Annotated in this window: 13 protein-coding genes; 1 reads left to right on the top strand and 12 read right to left on the bottom strand. The window is 70.8% G+C overall.

Annotation, left to right across the window (positions count from 1 at the left end):
• Nucleotides 1-233: 233 nt before the first annotated feature.
• On the bottom strand, nt 234-3,830 hold the full coding sequence (locus PO78_RS13500; RefSeq protein WP_043744360.1) for an indolepyruvate ferredoxin oxidoreductase family protein: 3,597 nt from the start codon (nt 3,828-3,830) through the stop codon (nt 234-236).
• Nucleotides 3,831-4,305: 475 nt separating this feature from the next.
• Between PO78_RS13500 and PO78_RS13495 the strand changes: the two genes are divergently transcribed.
• Nucleotides 4,306-5,646, top strand: a complete 1,341-nt coding sequence (locus tag PO78_RS13495) for a sodium-dependent transporter (protein WP_004307881.1) — start codon at nt 4,306-4,308, stop codon at nt 5,644-5,646.
• Between the two features lie 222 nt (nt 5,647-5,868).
• On the opposite strand, the gene PO78_RS13490 is transcribed toward PO78_RS13495, so the two are convergent.
• From PO78_RS13490 to PO78_RS13440, 11 genes are all read right to left on the bottom strand, one after another.
• Entirely contained in the window at nt 5,869-6,327 is a 459-nt protein-coding gene (locus tag PO78_RS13490; protein WP_004307883.1) for an Lrp/AsnC family transcriptional regulator, read from the bottom strand.
• A 100-nt stretch (nt 6,328-6,427) separates the two neighbouring features.
• A complete protein-coding gene (locus tag PO78_RS13485) occupies nt 6,428-6,772 on the bottom strand; it encodes an FKBP-type peptidyl-prolyl cis-trans isomerase (RefSeq protein ID WP_004307885.1) in 345 nt (114 codons plus the stop codon).
• A 33-nt stretch (nt 6,773-6,805) separates the two neighbouring features.
• The gene (msrA, locus tag PO78_RS13480; protein ID WP_004307886.1) at nt 6,806-7,375 is read right to left on the bottom strand and encodes a peptide-methionine (S)-S-oxide reductase MsrA; all 570 of its coding nucleotides are present in this window, start codon (nt 7,373-7,375) and stop codon (nt 6,806-6,808) included.
• 78 nt (nt 7,376-7,453) lie between these two features.
• The gene (locus PO78_RS13475) at nt 7,454-11,740 is read right to left on the bottom strand and encodes a translocation/assembly module TamB domain-containing protein (RefSeq protein WP_043744358.1); all 4,287 of its coding nucleotides are present in this window, start codon (nt 11,738-11,740) and stop codon (nt 7,454-7,456) included.
• A 9-nt stretch (nt 11,741-11,749) separates the two neighbouring features.
• A complete protein-coding gene (gene trpC / locus PO78_RS13470) occupies nt 11,750-12,550 on the bottom strand; it encodes an indole-3-glycerol phosphate synthase TrpC (RefSeq protein ID WP_043744355.1) in 801 nt (266 codons plus the stop codon).
• Entirely contained in the window at nt 12,547-13,590 is a 1,044-nt protein-coding gene (gene trpD / locus PO78_RS13465) for an anthranilate phosphoribosyltransferase (RefSeq protein WP_004322778.1), read from the bottom strand. Before trpD ends, trpC begins: the two co-directional genes overlap by 4 nt.
• 21 nt (nt 13,591-13,611) lie before the next feature.
• Complete coding sequence (locus PO78_RS13460) at nt 13,612-14,199, bottom strand: aminodeoxychorismate/anthranilate synthase component II (protein WP_004322779.1); 588 nt, start codon at nt 14,197-14,199, stop codon at nt 13,612-13,614.
• A gap of 85 nt (nt 14,200-14,284) precedes the next feature.
• On the bottom strand, nt 14,285-15,757 hold the full coding sequence (trpE, locus tag PO78_RS13455) for an anthranilate synthase component I (RefSeq protein ID WP_043744350.1): 1,473 nt from the start codon (nt 15,755-15,757) through the stop codon (nt 14,285-14,287).
• A gap of 313 nt (nt 15,758-16,070) precedes the next feature.
• Nucleotides 16,071-16,751 (bottom strand): phosphoglycolate phosphatase, encoded by a 681-nt coding sequence (locus PO78_RS13450; RefSeq protein WP_040829465.1) that lies wholly within the window; start codon nt 16,749-16,751, stop codon nt 16,071-16,073.
• A complete protein-coding gene (rpe, locus tag PO78_RS13445; protein WP_004322782.1) occupies nt 16,748-17,443 on the bottom strand; it encodes a ribulose-phosphate 3-epimerase in 696 nt (231 codons plus the stop codon). Before rpe ends, PO78_RS13450 begins: the two co-directional genes overlap by 4 nt.
• Before the next feature lie 70 nt (nt 17,444-17,513).
• Nucleotides 17,514-19,859 (bottom strand): GspE/PulE family protein, encoded by a 2,346-nt coding sequence (locus tag PO78_RS13440; RefSeq protein ID WP_004322783.1) that lies wholly within the window; start codon nt 19,857-19,859, stop codon nt 17,514-17,516.
• Nucleotides 19,860-19,935: the final 76 nt, after the last annotated feature.

Genomic DNA, 19,935 nt, shown 5'->3' with positions numbered 1-19,935 from the left:
GGTGAAGAGGGGTTTCGGTTCGCCGTCGATCGCGACTTGCGTCGCTCCCACCGGCACCTCCGGAAGCGCGCCGGTTTTCCGTAGGAGCGACGCCAGTCGCGATTACGGCGCTGCCGGTCTGTACCGCGCTCGTTTCGCGATCGTCGATCGCGACTTGCGTCGCTCCCACAGCGCCTCCGCCAGCGCGGCGATCTTCGTAGGAGCGACGCAAGTCGCGATTACGGCGGCGTGCCTCAGCCCGGGATGATCGCGATGGTCTTGCGCGCCTTGGTTGCGAGCGGCGTGCCCGGTGCGCGGCGGTGGCGGAAGTCCTCCAGCAGTGCGGCCTGGCGCCTGCGTGCGCCGGCGAGGTAGCGCTCGCGCACGTGGCCGTAGCCGCGGATCTGCTCGGGGAGGGCCGCCAGCTCGATCGCGGCCTCGTGGTTGGCGCGGTCGAGGTTGACGACGATCTCGTCGACCACACGCTCGTAGTCGGCGATCAGCTCGCGGTCGAGCTTGCGGTCGTGGCTGCGGGCGAAGGGGTCGAGCCTCGATCCGCGCAGGTGGCGGAGCTTCGCCAGCACACGCATCGCCTTCAGCATCCAGGGACCGTAAGCCTTTTTCTTCAGCTCGCCGCTGGCTGGGTCCTTGTCGGCCAGCATCGGCGGCGCGAGGTGGAAGACGAGCTTGTAGTCGCCCTCGAACTGCTCCTCGACGCGCGCGAGAAAGTCGCTGTCCGTATACAGGCGCGCGACCTCGTACTCGTCCTTGTAGGCGAGCAGCTTGTGGTAGCCGCGCGCCACCGCCTCGGTCAGCAGGGTGATGCCGGGCGCGACCTTCGCCTCCGCGACCCGCACGCGCTCGACCAGGCGCAGGTAGCGCTCGGCGTAGGCGGCATCCTGGTAGTCGGTCAGATGGGTCTTGCGACGCGCGATCAGCTCGTCGACGCTGGTCGACAGGCGGTGGTGCGCGGGCGTGCCGAAGCGCGGCTTGGCGGCCTCACGCACCGCACGCAGATCGACCGCGGCGCGCCGGCCCCACAGGAAGGCGGCCTTGTTGGCCTCGATCGCGGTGCCGTTGATCTCGATCGCGCGCTCGATCGCCTGCCGCGAAAGCGGCACCAGGCCGCGCTGCCAGGCGAAGCCGAGCATGAACAGGTTGGTGGCGATCGAATCGCCGAGCAGCTCGGTGGCGAGCGCGGTGGCGTCGAGAAACTCGGCCTTGTCCGCACCGACCGCGTCGACGATCTGTGCCTCCATCGCCGCCGCCGGGAACTGCGGGTCGGGGTTGGCGAGCACGTCGCCGCTGCGCGCCTGGGCGGCGAAGCCGCGCACGAACTCGCTGGTGTTGGTCTGATCGCGATTGATGAGGACGCGGGTGAGCCCATGCTGCATCTTGGCGAGCGATTCGTCGCTGGCCGCCACCACGAGGTCGCAGCCGATCACGGCGTTGGCCTCGCCGGCGGCGACGCGCGCGGCGTGGAGCTGCTCCTGGCGGTCGGCGATGCGCACGTGCGACCACACCGCGCCGCCCTTCTGCGCCAGCCCCGCCATGTCGAGCACCGAGATGCCCTTGCCTTCCAGGTGCGCGGCCATGCCGAGCAGGGCGCCGATGGTCACCACGCCGGTGCCGCCGACACCGGTGATGAGGATGCCCCAGGGCGCGGCGGTGTCGGGCAGCTGCGGCTCGGGGAGCTCGTCCGCGAGACGGCCGCCGAGGGCGCTCGCGCCGCTCGCCTTGCCACGCCGAAGCTTGCCGCCCTCGACGGTGACGAAGCTCGGGCAGAAGCCCTTCACGCAGGAATAGTCCTTGTTGCACGAGGACTGGTCGATGAAGCGCTTGCGGCCGAACTCGGTCTCGACCGCGCCCACCGACATGCAGTTCGACTTGTCGCTGCAGTCGCCGCAGCCCTCGCACACGAGGTCGTTGATCACCACGCGCTTGGCGGGATCGGGGAACTTGCCGCGCTTGCGGCGGCGGCGCTTCTCGGCGGCGCAGGTCTGGTCGTAGATGATCGCGGTGACGGCCGGCGCGCTGCGCAGCTCGCGCTGCACGGCGTCGAGCTCGTCGCGGTGGCGCACCGCCACGCCGTGCGGCAGATCGGCCGGGCCGTAGGCGCGCGGCGTGCCGTCGTTGACCACCACCACCGTGCCCACGCCCTCGGCGAGCAGCTGGCGGGCGATGATCGGCACCGACAGCGTGCCGTCGTGCGGCTGGCCGCCGGTCATCGCCACCGCGTCGTTGTAGAGCACCTTGTAGGTGATGTTCACCTTCGCCGCCACCGCGGCGCGGATGGCGAGGATGCCCGAGTGCATGTAGGTGCCGTCGCCGAGGTTGGCGAACACGTGCGGGGTGTTGGTGAACGGCGCCTGGCCGATCCAGGGCACGCCCTCCCCGCCCATCTGGCAGAAGGTCTGCGTGTGCTCGGGCGACAGCCAGGTCGCCATGTAGTGGCAGCCGATGCCGGCGATCGCGCGCGAGCCCTGCGGCACCTTGGTCGAGGTGTTGTGCGGGCAGCCGGAACAGTAGTGCGGCACGCGCTGGATGGACAGCCGCGGCCTGGCGAGCGCGGCCTCCTTGGCCTCGATGAAGGCGAGCCGCGCCTTGATGCGGTCCGAGGTGTGGAAGCGCGCGATGCGGCCGGCGATCGCGCGCGCGATCATCGCCGGGGTGAGCTCGCCGGCGGCGGGCAGCAGCCAGTCGGCGTGCGGCAGGCTCCACTCGCCCTTCTCGTCGAACTTGCCGATCACGCGCGGGCGCACCTCATCTTTCCAGTTATAGAGCTCTTCCTTCAGCTGGTACTCGAGGAACTGGCGCTTCTCCTCGATCACGAGGATCTCGTCGAGGCCGTCGGCGAAGCGGCGTACGCCCTCGGCGTCGAGCGGCCACACCATGCCGACCTTGTACAGGCGCAGGCCGATCGCCGCGGCGGTGGTCTCGTCGATGCCGAGGTCGTCGAGCGCCTGGCGCACGTCGAGGTAGCTCTTGCCGCTGGTGAGGATGCCCAGGCGCGCCTGCGGCGGGTCGATGACCATGCGGTCCAGCCCGTTCTTGCGGCCGTAGGCGAGCGCGGCGTAGAGCTTGTGGTGGAGCAGGCGCTCCTCCTGCACCAGCGGGGGGTCGGGCCAGCGCAGGTTGAGGCCGTCGAGCGGCAGCGGGAACTCCTGCGCGCTCGGGATCCGGATGTCCACGCGGAAGGGATCGATGTCGACCGAGGACGAGGTCTCGACCGTGTCGGTCAGCGCCTTGAACGCCACCCAGCAGCCCGAGTAGCGCGACATCGCAAAACCGTGCAGGCCGTACTCCAGGTATTCCTGGATGCCGGCGGGGGCGAGCACCGGCATCATCAGCGCCTTGAACACGTGCTCGGTCTGGTGCGGCAGGGTCGAGGACTTGGCGGCGTGGTCGTCGCCGGCGATCACCAGCACGCCGCCATGCTGCGAGGTGCCGGCGGCGTTGGCGTGGCGGAAGACGTCGCAGGTTCGGTCCACGCCGGGTCCCTTGCCGTACCAGATGGAGAACACGCCATCGACCTTGGCGTTGGGGTCGAGGCCGAGCTGCTGCGTGCCCCACACCGAGGTCGCGGCGAGGTCCTCGTTGAGCCCGGGCTGGAAGCGGATGTTCATCGGCTCGAGGAAGCGCTTCGCCTTCCAGAACTCCTGGTCGACGCTGCCGAGCGGCGAGCCGCGGTAGCCGGTGACGAAGCCGGCGGTGTTCAGGCCGGCGGCCTCGTCGCGCAGCTTCTGCATCATCGGCAGGCGTACCAGGGCCTGGATGCCGGTCATCCAGGCGCGGCCGGTCTTGAGGGTGTATTTATCGTCGAGGCTGACGGTGGGGGCGATGTTCGACATGGTGGCGTGAACCGCCGCCGGTCGGCAGGCCTGCGCGTCTGGCGCGGGCTGCCGGCGGGTCGGCGTGGTCTCCTCTGCGGGTGGGTCGGTGCGCAACCGCGGCCGGCTCGGCCTGCGGCGCTCGTGGATGCACATGCTAGGGCGAGCGGCGGAAAAGATTTTGCGCAATCGGGGCTGCGGACGCCGATATAAGAAAAATTATTTCACGCATCAAGCCGTACGATGCGCGCCATCCGGACCCAACCGTCCGGCGACCACAAAAGGGGTCGGCACGGATCCGCACACGTCGCGGCGCAGGCATCCCCGCTTGGGCGGCAGGCCTCGGACGTTTAGAATCCGCGCCTTTTCCCTCCACACGCCACGAGCGTGAAACGATCCGAGGAGACCTGCATGAACCCGAACGCCGCCACCCGCGGCGCCGCCCCCGCGCGGCCGCACGCCCCCGTCGCACCCACTCTCCGCAGGGAACGCTGACATGGCCAAGCACGCACACAGCCAATGGTCGTCGCGGATGGGCTTCGTGCTCGCCGCCACCGGCTCCGCCGTCGGCCTCGGCAACATCTGGAAGTTTCCCTACATGGTCGGCCAGAGCGGCGGCGCCGCCTTCGTGCTGGTCTACCTGGCCTGCATCGCCTTCATCGGCGTGCCCATCCTGGTCGCCGAGTGGATGATCGGCCGGCGCGGGCAGAAGAACCCGATCAACACCATGGCCCAGGTCGCGCGCGACAACGGCCACAGCACCAACTGGGCCGTGGTGGGCGCGATCGGCGTGCTCGCCGCCTTCCTGATCCTGTCCTTCTACTCGGTGATCGGCGGCTGGGCGCTGGCCTACATGCGCGACGCCGCCACCGGCGCCTTCATCGGCCTGGACAAGGCGGCGATCGGCGGCGCCTTCGAGGGCTTCCTCGCCCGCCCGGCCGAGCTGCTGACCTGGCACTCGATCTTCATGCTGCTCACCGTCGTCGTCGTGGCGCTCGGCGTGTCCGCCGGCCTGGAGCGCGGCACCAAGCTGATGATGCCGGCGCTCGGGGTGATCCTGCTGGTGCTGGTCGGCTACGCGATGACCACCGGCAGCTTCGGCCAGGGCCTCGCCTACCTCTTCAACCCGGACTGGAGCAAGCTCGACGGCAAGGTGCTGCTCGCCGCGCTCGGCCACGCCTTCTTCACCCTGTCGCTGGGCATGGGCATCATGATGGCCTACGGCTCCTACCTCGGGCAGGAGGTGAACCTGCTGCGCGCCGCGCGCACCGTGGTGATCATGGACACGGTGTTCGCGCTGTGCGCCGGCATGGCGATCTTCCCGATCGTGTTCGCCAACGGCCTGGACCCCGCGGCCGGCCCCGGCCTGGTGTTCGTGACCCTGCCGCTGGCCTTCGGCCACATGGGCGGCGGCCTGGTCATCGGCGCACTGTTCTTCCTGCTGCTGACCTTCGCCGCGCTGACCTCGTCGATCTCGCTGCTCGAGCCGGTGGTGGAGCTGATCGAGGAGCGCACCCCGCTCGGCCGCGTCGCCGCCACGCTGATCGCCGGCATCACCATCTGGGCGCTGGGCATCGCCGCGCTGCTGTCCTTCAACGTGTGGAGCGACGTCAAGCTGCTCGGCATGAACATCTTCGACCTGCTCGACTATGCGACCAGCAAGTTCATGCTGCCGCTCGCCGGCCTGGGTGCAATCGTGTTCGCGGCGTGGAAGCTGGACCAGCAGGGCGTGAAGGCGGAACTGGGCCTTGGCGATGCCACATTCGGCTTGTGGACCCTGCTGTCGCGCTACGTCGCGCCGGTGGGCGTGCTGTTCGTGTTCTGGAGCAACCTGTAGGAACCGACGCACCGATCGCGACTTGCGTCGCTCCTACAAAATCGCGGCGCGTCCAGCCGCGCCCGTAGGAGCGACGCGAGTCGCGATTCCGCCCTGCCCGTAGGAGCGACGCGAGTCGCGATCCTGCCTCGCCCGTAGGAGCGACGCGAGTCGCGATCCGGCGCTCCAGCAAGCGCGGCGCGAAGCCTGCATCGTGCCGACACCGCGACCGCCCTGCCCGCCTCACAGCGGCAGGGCGGTCTCGTTCTTGATCTCGCGCAGGGCCACCGCGGAATGGGTGACGTCGATCTCGGGGATCTTGAGCAGGAATTCGTGCATGAACACCGACAAGGCCTCGAGGTTCGGCAGGTAGAGCTTGAGCAGGCAGTCGGTCTCGCCGAGCAGCTCGTAGCACTCCACTACCTGCTCGCAGGCCTTGACCACGCGCTCGAAGCGATCGAGCACGTCGGCGCTGTGCTGCTTGAGCTTGACGCGCACCCACACGCAGGTGCCCAGGCCCACCTTGTGGCGGTCGACCAGCGCGACGTAGCCGCGGATCACGCCCGCCTCCTCCATCTCGCGCACACGCCGCCAACACGGCGTCGGCGACATGCCGACCTTGTCGGCGAGCGCCTGCGTGCTGAGGGTGGAGTCCTTTTGCAGCAGGGTCAGGATGTGACGCTGCGCCGGGTCGAGTTTCATGTCTCCCTGCCTTGCCCGGCTCGAAACGCCGGGTTCTCCTGGTGTCGATGGCGAGGCGGCCGCGCCGCCTCGCGGCGGGGGCGCCCGCCCCCGCGAGGGATCACAGCACCTTGAGCAGTTCGACCTCGAACACCAGGGTGGCGTTGGGCGGGATCACGCCGCCGGCGCCGCGCGCGCCGTAGCCGAGCTCGGGCGGGATGGTGAGCTTGCGCTTGCCGCCCACCTGCATGCCCTGCACGCCCTCGTCCCAGCCGCGGATCACGTGGCCGGCGCCGAGCGGGAAGACGAAGGGATCGTTGCGATCCTTGCTCGAGTCGAACTTGCGCCCGTCGGTGAGCCAGCCGGTGTAATGCACCGACACCATGCGGCCCTTCTCGGCGGTATCGCCGCTGCCGAGCTCGAGTTCATCGATGACGAGCCCGCTGGCGGTGGTGGTCTGGGTCATGCCGTTCTCCTGCCGTGAGTGAAAGCGCGCATTCTACCTGCTGCCTTCGGGCCAGCGGCGCAGGTCGAAGTGGCTGCGGAATTTCGTGATCTTGGGGGCCACCACGTACTGGCAATACGGCTGGTCGCTGTTGTTCACATAGTAGTCGTGGTGCTCCGGCTCGGCCGGCCAGAAGCGCGGCGCACGCTCGACCCGGGTGACGATCGCCTTCGGGAACACGCGGCGCTCGCCGAGCGCCTCGATGGTGGCGAGCGCGGTGTGCAGCTGCGCCTCGGAGGTGGCGAAGATCACCGAGCGGTACTGCGGGCCCACGTCGTTGCCCTGGCGGTCGACCGTGGTGGGGTCGTGGATGGTGAAGAAGACGTCGAGCAGCTCACGGTAGCTCACCTTCGCCGGATCGAACACGATCTTCACCACTTCGGCGTGACCGGTGCCGCCGGAGCACACGTCGCGGTAACTCGGCAGCTCGACGTGGCCGCCACAATAGCCGGGCACGACCTCATCCACGCCGGCCACCAGGTCGAACACCGCCTCCAGGCACCAGAAACAGCCCCCGCCCAGGATGGCGGTCTCGCGTACCGGATCGTTCTTGCTCTCTGTCATCTGTTCGCTCCATCGGGGTTGGTCATGGCATCGGAGAGACCGCACGGGAGGGGAATCATTCCCCGCCCGCAACGCGCCTCAACGGAAGGAGAAGCCGTACTGGAGGTCGAGGGCGGTGTCGGTGCCGCCGCGTGCGATCACCGACAGGCGGCGCGAGACCTGGTAGGTCAGCTTGACCAGGGTGGCGGCCCCGCCCAGGCCCTGCTCGAAGTTGAGGAAAAGGTCCGGCCCGAGGCGCTTGCCCAGGCTCAGCACCTGGCCGGCGACCGAGGGCCCGCCCGAGACCGTCTGACCGCTGCCGAGCACCCGGCTGCTGCGCGTGCGCGTGGTGCTGTTGAGCTCGCCCTGGCCGATCGAGAAGGAGTCGAAGCCGAGGCTGCGCGAGAGCTCCTCGGTCATGCCGCCACCCGGCCCGCCGAGCAGGGCCGCGGCGGCCGGGAGCAGCAGGCCGAGGTCGGCGCCGGAGCCGGCGTCCGGCGCGCGCCCGAGCACGATCCACGACAGCTTGGTGGGGTCGGGCACCTCGGGATCGGACACCAGCTTGATCTGCGGGCGCTTGGCGCTGCCGGTGATCGCCACCCCGGCCTCCACCTCCAGGCCCTTGCGCAGCGCGACGATGTTCAGCCCGGGCGCGTCGAGCGGGCCCTGGAAGTTGATCAGGCCGCGCTCCAGGGTGAGGTTCTGGCCATAGCCGCGGTAGCCGCCGCCCACGGTCTCGATCGTGCCCACCGCCGACAGCGGCCGCCCCGGCTGCAGGCGGATGCGCAGCCCGCCGGCGAGCCGCGTCTCGAGGCCGAGCGCCGAGAGGTAGAGCGCGTCGCCGAGGCCGACGCTGACATCCGCATTCACCGCGAAGCCGCCGCCCTGCTGCGCCGGTGCGGGCTCACGCCCGAGCACGACGACGTCGTCGGAGAGGCTGGGCGGCAGCGCCTCGGCGAACTCGAGGTAGCCGGCGTCGGCGCGGAACTCCGCGTCCAGCGCCAGCGACTCGAAGGTGCTGCGCGCCGTGCCGCCGCCCGATAGCAGCATCCAGCGGTCGTCGCGCTGCAGCAGCGGCAGGCGGTCGGCGTCGAAGCGGAAATCGCCCGCGCCGCTGTCGAGCGCAAGCTCGCCGCGCGCGGTGAAGCGCCCGGGCGTGGCGGTGAGGCGCTCGAAAGGGATGCGATTCTCGCGCGGACGCACGCGGTTCTCGGAGACGAACTCGAGCCGCTCCAGGCGCACGCGCTCCTGGTCGAAGTCGACATCGAGCTCGCCACCAGCGAGCATCAGGCCCTGGTCGACGAGGGTGAAGCCGAGCTCGCGTCCCTCGATGCGGCCGCTCGCACGCGGCGACTCGATCGTGCCGCCCACGGTGAAGTCGCCCCGGATGCGCCCGGCGAGCTCGACGCTCTCCTGCGAGAGGCGCCCGAGCCAGGCGAGCGAGGGCATGTCGATCCGCGCCGCGCCGCGGATCGCGGTCGCCGGCGGCACGCTCCACAGGCCGTCGGCACCGCGTCGCGCGCGCAGCCCGGCCTCGCCCTGCACGCTGCCGAGCTCCTTGCCCTGCACGTCGACGGCGAGGTCGATGCGATCGCCGCGCGCGTTCAGCACCGCCTCGAGCTTCTCCAGGCCGAGCCGGGTACGCAGCTCGCCCTCCACGCTGATGTCGCCGGATTCGCGGAACACGCGCGCCTCGCCCTCCAGCGTGCGCCCGACCGCGAGGTCCCAGCGCGCCCCCAGGCTCAGCGGGTCGGCGTTGCGGCGCGGACGGCCGTCGCGGCGCCGGGGTTCGGTCTCGACCACCAGCCCGGCGAGGTCGCCGCGCAGCACGCTCTGCGTCGGCGACCAGGCGGTCTCGAGCAGGCGGATGCGGCCCTTGTCGCCGGCCTCGATCTCGACGCGACCGAGGCGCACGCGATCGGCGCCGAGCTCGAGCGTGGCCGGCGCCTGCAGACGGGCGGGGAAACGTCCGCCGACCTCGAGCGCGGTGAGGCGGCCGCTCCAGCGCGGCGCCTCGCCCGCAGGCAGGCCGCCTTCGAGCGCGAGGCGCAGGGTGTCGGCGACGCCCTCCACTTTCGGTGTGGCGAGGTCGGCGTCGAGGCGGTGGCGCGCGCGCGTGCCGCCGGCCTCGATGCGCGCACTCGCCAGCCAGTCGGGCGGTGGCGCGCCGTCGGCGCCGCGCGCGCGGCTGCCGAGCCTGCTGAGGCCGAGCGCGAGCTCGAAGGGGCCGTCGATGCCGGAATCGAGGCGGACACGGGCGTTCAAGCCCGCCAGGCGCACGTCGCCGGGCAGGGCGAGGTTCTCGCCGAAGAGGTCCAGGCGCCCGTTGGGCGCTTCCAGCGTGCCACCGATGCGGCCCTCGGCGCCGGCGCGCCCGCCGAGCCCGAAGCCGATCGCCGCCAGCGCGGGCGCGTCCAGGCGCAGCGCCAGGCTGTCGCCGGGCGCGCCGAAAGCCCCCTCGGCGCGCAGGGTGTTGCCGGCTATGTTCAGGTCGATCTTCGCCTCGGGCACGCGCAGGCCTTCGACACGCAGGCGGCCCTCACCGCGCAGCGGGCGCCCGTCGAGGCGGCTGTCGGGGAGGGTGAAGTCGAGCGCGACCGCCTGCGGCAGCCCCTCGGCAGACAGGTCGCCGCGCGCGTCCAGATCGAGGTCGAGGCGAGCGCTCGGCAGCTCGGACCGCAGCGCGCGCGGATCGACGCCGCGCAGGCGGGCCGAGAGGGTGAAGCTGCGTGCCGCTCCGGCGTGCACGGCGGCGGGCAGGTCCGTTGCCTGCGCAGGAACAGGGGGGGCAGCGGCGCCTTCACGAGCGGTTTGCGCCCCCCCCTCGCCGGCGGCGCTCGCAGCGGCCACCGGCGAGGGGGGCGCGGCGGGCACGACGCTCAGGCTGGCGTCGGCGTCGATGCGCGCCGCGCCCACCATGAGGGCCAGCCGCGCCGTCTGGCGCTGCGCGCCGGCCTCGGCATCCACCCGGCCGGCGACGATCTGACGCGGCAGGCGGCCGTCGAGCGCGCGCGTATCGATGCCGGCGAGTTCGAGCGCAGCGACGAACTGGCCGAACCCGGCCTCGGCCGCTGGCGCGGCGGAGGCGGTCGCGTCGGGCAGCGCAGGCGGGTGCCAGGCCACGCGACCGGCGATGGTGCCGCCGCCGGCGAGGCGGAACTCGACGGCGTCGAGGGCGAGCTCGGCGCGCTTCCAGTCGAGTTGCGCCGACAGCGCCTCGAGCGGAATCCCGCCGGCGTCCACCGCGGCCGGGCGGGCGTTGGTGACGCGGATCGGGCCGGCGAGCAGGCCTTCGCCCGCGGCGGGGGCGGCGAGCTCGGCCTCGATGGCGAACTCGCCGCTGGGCGCACCGGCAGCGAAGGCCGCCGGATCGATGCCGCCGGCCTTCAGCCGCAGTTGCCGCAGGGGATCGGCGGCGAAGCTCTCGACCCGGGCCTCGATCTGGGCATGCGCCGCACCCAGCGTGGCCTTGGCCTGCAGGCGCGGTTCGAGCAGGCTGTCGGCCAGCGTCGCCTGCACCGCGACGGCGTGGGTCTCGACCACGCCGTCGAAGCCCGCCTCGCCTGCGAGCGCGAAGGGCGCCACGCCGTCGAGCGCGAGCGCCGCGCGGGCGCGGCCCTGCGGCAGCGCGACGGAGAGGGATTCGAGGCGGTGATGGCGGCCGTCGCTGGAGAGCGCGGCCTCCAGGCGAGAGAACACCAGGCCCTGCTCGGCGGCGACCTCGGTCGCGGCCTCGGCTGCGAGCGCCGGGTCGCTGGCGACGTCGGCGGCGCGATCGAGCGCCTGCGCCGCCTCGCCCGCCGCAGCCGCGACCTCGCCCTGCACCGGCGCGGCAGCGTCCGCCGAACCCGGTGTGGCGCCGGCGAGCGGCACGGCAAGGTCACCGCCTGCGGGCAGTTCGCGCATCAGGAAGGCGCCGACGGCGAGCCGGCGCAGCGCGATCGCGACCGGCAGCGCCAAGGAGGATGGCGCCGCCAGGGGCGCAGAGGCGGGCGGGTCCTCGGCCACCGCCTGGGCGAGCAGCACGCGACCCGCGGTCAGATGCTCGATATCGACGCGGCGCTGCAGCAGCGCCGCGGGCGTCCACGCGAGCGAGAGCGCGCGCACTTCGAGCTCCAGCCCCGGCCCGCGCCAGGCCAGCCGATCCACGTCGAGACGGCCGAACAGCCGGCCGCGCGCGCCCTCGACCTGCAGCGCGCCGGAAGTGGCCCGGGCGGCGAGGCCGAGCGCGGCGTCGAGGCCGGATTGCGTGCCGGCGAGCCAGGCGCCGCCGCCGCACAGCAGCGCCAGCGGCAGCGCGACGCCCCAGCCGAGCGCGCGCGCCAGCCGGCGCCGGCGTGGCGGCGCGGCGGGCGCGGGCGAGGCGTCGTGGTCGTGCGCGCTCACCCGGGCGCCTCAGCGGCCGAACAGCGCCTGCAGCTCGGCGCCCGGATGCGGCGCACGCATGAAGGCCTCGCCGACCAGGAAGGTGTGCACCGCATTGGCCTGCATCAGGGCGACGTCCTCGGGCTTCAGGATGCCCGACTCGGTGACCACGATGCGGCCCGCCGCGCCGCTGGCGATGCGCGGCAACAGGTCGAGCGTGGTCTGCAGCGAGACCTCGAAGCTGCGCAGGTTGCGGTTGTTGATGCCGATCAGCGGGGTGTCGAGCTGCAGCGCGTGCTCGAGTTCGGCGCCGTCATGCACCTCGACCAGCACCGCCATGCCGAGCTCGGTCGCGAGCTGCTCCATGTCGCGCATCTGCGCCAGATCCAGGCAGGCGGCGATCAGCAGGATGGCGTCGGCGCCCATCGCGCGCGCCTCGAAGACCTGGTAAGGATCGACGAGGAAGTCCTTGCGCAGCACCGGCAGGTGGCAGGCGGCGCGCGCGGCCTGCAGGTACTCGGGCGCCCCCTGGAAGAAGCCGCGATCGGTCAGCACCGAAAGGCAGGCGGCGCCGGCACGCTCGTAGTCGGCGGCGATCTCGGCGGGGTGGAAGTCGGCCCGGATCACGCCCTTGGAGGGGCTGGCCTTCTTGATCTCGGCGATCACCGCGGGGCGGCGGGCAGCGTGCCTGGCGCGGATCGCGCCGACGAAGTCGCGCGCCGGCGGCTGCGCGGCGGCGTCCTCGCGCACCAGGCACTGCGGCCGCGCGGCGGCGGCCGCGGCGACCTCCTCGACCTTGACCGCGCAGATCTTCTGCAGGATGTCGCTCATCGGCCGCTCCCGAACTGCCGGGTGAAACGCACGAACTCGTCGAGCTTGGCGCGCGCGGCGCCGCTCTCGATGATCTCGCGCGCACGCAGGATGCCGGCGCCGATGGTGTCGACCAGGTTGGCCGTGTACAGCGCCACGCCGGCGTTGAAGGCGACGATCTCGCGCGCCGGGCCGGGGCGGTTGTCGAGCACGCCAAGCAGCACCTCGCGCGACTCGGCGGCGTCCTCGACGCGCAGCTGGCGGCTGCCCGCCATGGCGAGGCCGAAGTCCTCGGGGTGGATCTCGTACTCGACGACCTTGTTGTCCTTGAGCTCGCCGACCAGGGTGGCACCGCCCAGGCTGACCTCGTCCATGCCGTCCAGGCCATGCACCACCAGCACGTGGTTGGCGCCGAGGCGCTGCATCACGCGCGCCTGGATGCCGACCAGGTCGGGATGGAACACGCCCATCAGCGTGTTGGGCGCGCCGGCCGGGTTGGTGAGCGGGCCGAGGATGTTGAAGATGGTGCGCACACCCATCTCGCGCCGCACCGGGGCGACGTTCTTCATCGCGCTGTGGTGGGCGGGCGCGTACATGAAGCCGATGCCGGTGGCCTCGATGCACTCGGCGACCTGCTGCGGGGTGAGATCCAGGTTGACGCCGAGCGCCTCGATCACGTCGGCCGCGCCCGACTTGGACGACACCCCGCGTCCGCCATGCTTGGCGACGCGCGCGCCGGCGGCCGCGGCGACGAAGATCGTGGTGGTGGAGATGTTGAAGGTGTTGGCGCCGTCGCCACCGGTGCCGACGACGTCGAGGAAGTGGTCGTGCGGCGGCTCGACCACGACCTTGGTGGACATCTCTCGCATCACCGTGGCGGCGGCGGTGATCTCGCCGATGGTCTCCTTCTTGACGCGCAAGCCGGTGAGGATGGCGGCGGTCATCACCGGGGAGATCTCGCCGGCCATGATCTGGCGCATCAGCGAGAGCATCTCGTCGAAGAAGATCTCGCGGTGTTCGATCGTGCGTTGCAGGGCTTGCTGGGCGGTAATCGTGGTCATGGGGCTCTCGCAGCGTTCGTTTCAGGCGGCCGCCGGCTGGCTGGCGCCGCGGTCGAGGAAGTTCTTCAGCAGCGCGTGGCCGCACTCGGTGAGGATGGACTCGGGGTGGAACTGCACGCCCTCGACGTCGAGCGTCCTGTGGCGCACGCCCATGATCTCGCCGTCCTCGGTCCACGCCGTCACTTCCAGACAATCGGGCAGGCTGGCGCGTTCGATCGCCAGCGAATGGTAGCGCGTGCAGGTGAGCGGGTTGGGCAGGCCGCGGAAGACGCCCTGGTCGATGTGATGCACCGGCGAGGTCTTGCCGTGCATGAGGCGCTTCGCGTGCACGACGCGCCCGCCGAAGGCCTCGCCGATGCTCTGGTGGCCGAGGCAGACGCCCAGGATGGGGAGCTTGCCGGCGAAGGCCTTGATCGCCGCCACCGAGATGCCGGCCTGGGCCGGGGAGCACGGCCCGGGCGAGATGACGAGATGTTCGGGCGCGAGGCGGCCGATCTGCTCGAGGGTGATCTCGTCGTTGCGATACACCTTGACCTTGGCGCCGAGTTCGCCGAAGTACTGCACGAGGTTGTAGGTGAAGCTGTCGTAGTTGTCGATCATCAGCAGCATGGTCTTTCCCTTCGCGAAGCCGCGCGCCGCGCGGGCATCGCCAGTATCGAGGCGTGGTGGACGGAGGGCGGCGCAGGCGCCGCGCTCAGAAGCGGGTGTCGAGTCCGCCTTCGGCCATCTCGGCGGCGCGCAGCATCGCGCGCGCCTTGCTCTGGGTCTCGTTCCACTCGGCGTCGGGGTCGGAGTCGGCGACGATGCCGGCGCCGGCCTGGACGTGGATCTGGCCGTCCTTCACCACCGCGGTACGGATCGCGATCGCCAGGTCCATGTCGCCATGGAAGCCGAGGTAGCCCACCGCGCCGGCGTAGATGCCACGCTTGACCGGCTCGAGCTCGTCGATGATCTCCATCGCGCGCACCTTGGGCGCGCCCGACACGGTGCCCGCGGGGAAGGTGGCGCGCAGCACGGCGAGCGCGTCGAGGCCCTCGCGCAGCTTGCCTTCGACGTTGGAGACGATGTGCATCACGTGCGAGTAGCGCTCGACGGTGAAGCGCTCGGTGACCCTGACCGTGCCGACCTCGGAGACGCGGCCGGCGTCGTTGCGGCCGAGGTCGAGCAGTTGCACGTGCTCGGCGATCTCCTTCTGATCGGCGAGCAGTTCCTGTTCGAGCGCAAGGTCCTCGGCCGGGGTGGCGCCGCGCTTGCGGGTGCCGGCGATCGGACGCACGGTGACGACGTCGTCCTCGAGCCGGGTGAGGATCTCGGGCGAGGCGCCGACGACGTGGAAGTCCTCGAGGTTGAAGTAGAACAGGTAGGGCGAGGGGTTGAGCGAGCGGATCGCGCGGTACAGCGCCATCGGGCTGGCGGCGTAGGGCTTGCTCATGCGCTGCGACAGCACGACCTGCATGAGGTCGCCGTCGACGATGTACTGCTTGGCGCGGCGCACCGCGTCCTTGAAGGCTTCCTCGCCGAAGCTCGACACCGGCTCGGCGGACTCGCCGCGGAACTCCTCGGGGATCTCCACCGCCTCGCGCAGGCGGGCGAGGAGCTCGCGCAGGCGCCTCTGCGCGCGCTTGTACGCGCCCGGCACCTCGGGCTCGGCATAGACGACGAGGGTGAGCTTGCCACTGAGGTTGTCGACGATCGCGACTTCTTCCGACAGCAGCAGCAGGATGTCGGGCGTGCCGACGGTGTCGGCTTTCTCGGTCTTGGCCAGGCGCGGCTCGATGTAGCGCACGGTGTCGTAGCCGAAACAGCCCACCAGACCGCCGGCGAAGCGCGGCAGGTGCTGGCGCGGCGGCACCTTGATGCGGTTCATGAACTCGGCGACGAAGTTGAGCGGGTCGCCGTAGTCGCGACGCTCGACCAGGCGGTTGCCGGTGAGCAGCAGGGCGGAGCGGCCATAGACCTCGATGCGGGTGGGCGAGGACAGGCCGATGAAGGAATAGCGCCCGAAGCGCTCGCCGCCCTGCACCGATTCGAGCAGGTAGGTGTAGGGCTCGTTGGCGAGCTTCAGGTAGATGGAGAGCGGGGTGTCGAGGTCGGCGAAGGTCTCGAGGGTGAGCGGGATGCGGTTGTAGCCCTCGGCGGCGAGGGCGTTGAATTCGTGTTCGAGCATGGGGGCTCCACGTGGGACGGATCGATCGGAAGGGCTTGCAGCGGGCGGGGAAGGCGTCGCGCAGCGTGCGCGGCGGGCCCCGCAGGGGGAGGTCGCGTTCAGTGGCCCAAAGGCCAACGCCAGCCGCCGCGCCAGTCGGGCTGGGCGGAGGACGAGGCGGAGAACAGGCGATCCCGGGGTGCGAGCATCACGATGAAGTCGTTGGTGGAGAGACGGACGAGGGCGGATGAAAGGGCGCCGGCGCAGCCACCGGACCTTGCGAGCCCGCAGCGGGATTGCGAGGGATTGCGCCGCCCCTGCCGCCGGTTTGCGCCTATGCAGGACCGATATGGTCCAGCACTTCGAGTGCGTTCGATAGTAGCCCATCGCATTCGATGCTGTCCACCGGCATGCCTTCGCTGTAGCCGTAACGCACCAGCAGCACCGGCATGCCCGCGTCGCGCGCGGCGAAGGCGTCGTTGGCCGAGTCGCCGACCATCAGCGCCTGCCGGGCGGCCACGCCGAGGCGCGCGCAGGCCAGGTGCAGCATCGCCGGGTCGGGTTTCTTGACCGGCAAGGTGTCGCCGCTGACCACGGCGTCGAAATAGTGCGCAATCGCCATGCGCTCGAGCAACGGCAGCGTGAAGGCCTCGGCCTTGTTGGTGACCACCGCCAGCGGCAGCCCGTGTCCGCGCAGGCGCTCGAGCAGTTCGCCGACCCCGGGGTAGATGCGCGTGCGCGCGCCGTTGACCACAGCATAGTGGCGGCGGAACACGGCCACGGCGGAGTCGATCTCGTCCTCATCGGCGTGCGTGCCCTCGGTGAGGCAGCGCCGCACCAGGTTGGGAATGCCCTTGCCGACGAAGCTGTGGATCTCCTCCAGGCTGCGCGCCGGGCGGGCGAGCTCGGCGAGCATGAGGTTGGCGGCGTCGGCGAGGTCGGCGATGGTGTCGAGCAGGGTGCCGTCGAGGTCGAACAGCACCGCGCGCGGCGCGAAGCGCGCGTCCATCCTCATGCCTGCACCGCGGCGAGCTCGGCGCGCAGCGCACCCAGGATCGAGTCGTAGCGGTGCGGATCGGCGGCCTTCGCGGCACCGAATACCGCGGAGCCGGCGACGAAGGTGTCGGCTCCGGCGCGGGCAATCGCGGCGATGTTGTCGGTCTTCACCCCGCCGTCGATCTCGAGCAGGATGCGGCGACCGCTGCGCGCCTCGTAGGCGTCCAGCCTGGCACGCGCGGCGCGCAGCTTGTTGAGGGTCTCGGGGATGAACTTCTGCCCGCCGAAGCCCGGGTTGACGCTCATCAGCAGCACCACGTCGAGCTTGTCCATGACGTGGTCCATCCAGTCGAGCGGGGTGGCCGGGTTGAACACCAGGCCGGCCTGACAGCCGGCGTCGCGGATCAGCCCGAGCGTGCGGTCGACGTGCTCGGAGGCCTCGGGGTGGAAGGTGATGACGTTGGCGCCGGCCTTGGCGAAGTCGGGCACGATGCGATCGACCGGCTTCACCATCAGGTGCACGTCGATCGGCGCCGAGGTGTGCGGGCGGATGGCCTCGCACACCAGCGGGCCGATGGTGAGGTTGGGGACGTAGTGGTTGTCCATCACGTCGAAGTGAATCCAGTCGGCGCCGGCGGCGATGACGTCGCGAACCTCCTCGCCGAGGCGGGCGAAGTCGGCGGACAGCAGGCTGGGGGCGATGCGGTACATGGTGGGCTCCGGTGCGGGTGGCAGCGCGGATTCTAACCCGCGCCCCGCCGATCGGCCGCCCCTGCCGCGCTCAGCGCACGCAGACCTTGCGCACCTGCTTCATGTCGGTGATGCCGGCGAGCACCTTCTCGATGCCGTCCTGGCGCAGCGTGCGCATGCCTTCGGCGAGCGCCTGGCCGAGGATCTGGTCGACGCGGCCGCGCGACTGGATCTGGCGCTTGATCGCGTCGGAGCCGAGCATCAGCTCGTGCAGGCCGACCCGCCCCTTGTAGCCCTGGTTGCAGTGCTCGCAGCCGACCGCGCGGTAGAGCCTGAAGCCGCCGTCCTTGTCGCCGAAGGCCTCGCGCCAGCGCCCCAGCACGCGCTCGCGGGCGGTCTTCGGGTCGGCGGCGAAGTCCGGGGTCAGGTGCATGTCCTCGCAATATTCGTCGAGCAGGCTGGCGAGCTCGTCCTCGCCGACGCGGTAGGGTACCCGGCACTTCAGGCACAGGCGCTTGGCCAGGCGCTGGGCGAGCACGCCGAGCAGCGCGTCGGCGAAGTTGAACGGGTCCATGCCCATGTCGAGCAGGCGCACGACCGATTCGGGCGCGCTGTTGGTGTGCAGGGTCGAGAACACCAGGTGGCCGGTCAGCGAGGCCTCGATGCCGACCGAGACGGTCTCGTGGTCGCGCATCTCGCCGACCATGATCACGTCCGGGTCGGCGCGCAGGAAGGCGCGCATCATGGTGGCGAAGTCGATGCCGGCCTTGCGGTTGACCTGCACCTGGCGCAGGCCCTTCTGGGTGATCTCGACCGGGTCCTCGACCGTCCAGATCTTGGTATCCGGGGTGTTGATGTAGCTCAGGATGGAGTGCAGCGTGGTGGTCTTGCCCGAGCCGGTGGGGCCGCACACGAAGAAGATGCCGTAGGGCTTGGCGATCGCGCTCTTGAGGCGCTCGAGATTGAAGGGCAGCAGGCCGAGCTGGTCGATCGGGATCGGCTCGCTGTGCGCGAGCAGGCGCATCACCACGTCCTCCATGCCGCCCTGGGTGGGCAGCGTGGCCACGCGCAGCTCCAGGTCGACCGGGGCGAACTTGCGGAAGCGGATCTTGCCGTCCTGCGGCTTGCGGCGCTCGGAGATGTCGAGGTCGCACATGATCTTGATGCGGGTGACGAGCGGGTTGCGGTAGCTTGCCGGGATCTCGATGTAGGGCACCAGCGAGCCGTCCTTGCGGAAGCGGATCTGGGTCTTCTCCTTGCCCGGGCGGGGCTCGATGTGGATGTCGGAGGCGCCCTGACGATAGGCGTCGATGATGATCTTGTTGACCAGCTTGACGAGCTCGTTGTCGGCGGCGGCGTTGACCTCGTCCCGGAGCGAGAGGGCGTCCTCCTCGTGATCGTCGAGACCGGACAGCAGGTCCGAGACCGAGGCGTCGTCCAGGGTCACACCGAAGAACTGCTCGACCGTCAGCTCGAAGTCGCGCTGGGTGGTGACGCGGTAGGTCAGCCGCTTCTTCGGCAGCACGTTCTGCGCCACGCCCGAGCTGCGCACCTGCTCGGGGTCGACGCACAGGATCACCACGCCCTCGGGGTTCTCCTCCCAGGGCAGCCACAGGCTGCGCTCGACGAACTCGCGCTTGATGTTGCGCAGCAGGTCCATCGGCTTGACGTGGTTGGCGACGAAGGGCTGATAGGGCACGCCGAAATAGCGCGAGGCCGCTGCGCCGAGTTCGGCGTGGCTGAGGCCGAGCTGCTCGATCAGCAGGTTCTCGGTGCCCGCCCCGCTCTCGCGCGCCTCGCGGGTGGCGTCGGCGAACTCCTCGGCGGTGATGCGGCCATCGACCACCAGCGCCTCGAAGCGCGAACGCAGGCGCCCGGCCTGGCGGTTGTGGCGCAGGAAGGCGACGCCGAGCGTCTGTGCGAGCCCCATCAGCCCCTCCTCGGTCATCTTGGAGAAGGGTTCGCGGTTGAGCGTGTTGATGAGCTGCACGACCCCGAGCAGGCTGCCGGTGTCGGGATCGCGGATGGGCGCGACCAGCATCTGGCGCGAGTGGAAGCCGGTGCTGGCGTCGACCTCGCGGCGCAGCGCGAGGTGCGGCGAGATTCGGCGCAGCTCCTCGTCGTCGTACACGTCGCGGATATTGACCAGTTGGCCGCTCAGCGCGACGAAGCCGGCGATGCTGTTCTCGCCGATCGGCAGGCGGATGCTCTGCACCCCGCTCAGCCCGGTCTTGACCCGGGTGACGATCGAGGCCCCGCCCTCCTCCAGCGCGTAAATGGTGAAGCGCTCGGCCTCGAACAGCGAGCACAGCTCGGGCGCGAGCTCGAGCATGATCTCGTCGGTGTCCTTGCTCGCATGGATGCGGTTGGTCAGCGTCTGCAAGCCCTTGAAGAAGGCGAGACGGTGCGTGACGGCGCTGGACACGGAGGTGTTCATGAGGATTCCTCGGGATGGAGACGCCCGGGGGCGAGCGGTGGCATGCAAGGTAGCGGATTCCGCGCCGCGCCCGGTA

Source organism: Thauera sp. SWB20, from assembly GCF_000831325.1.
In the GTDB taxonomy this organism is placed as follows: domain Bacteria; phylum Pseudomonadota; class Gammaproteobacteria; order Burkholderiales; family Rhodocyclaceae; genus Thauera; species Thauera aminoaromatica.
The sequence above is the reverse complement of the archived record's forward strand: the minus strand, read 5'-3'. Positions and strand labels throughout refer to the sequence as shown.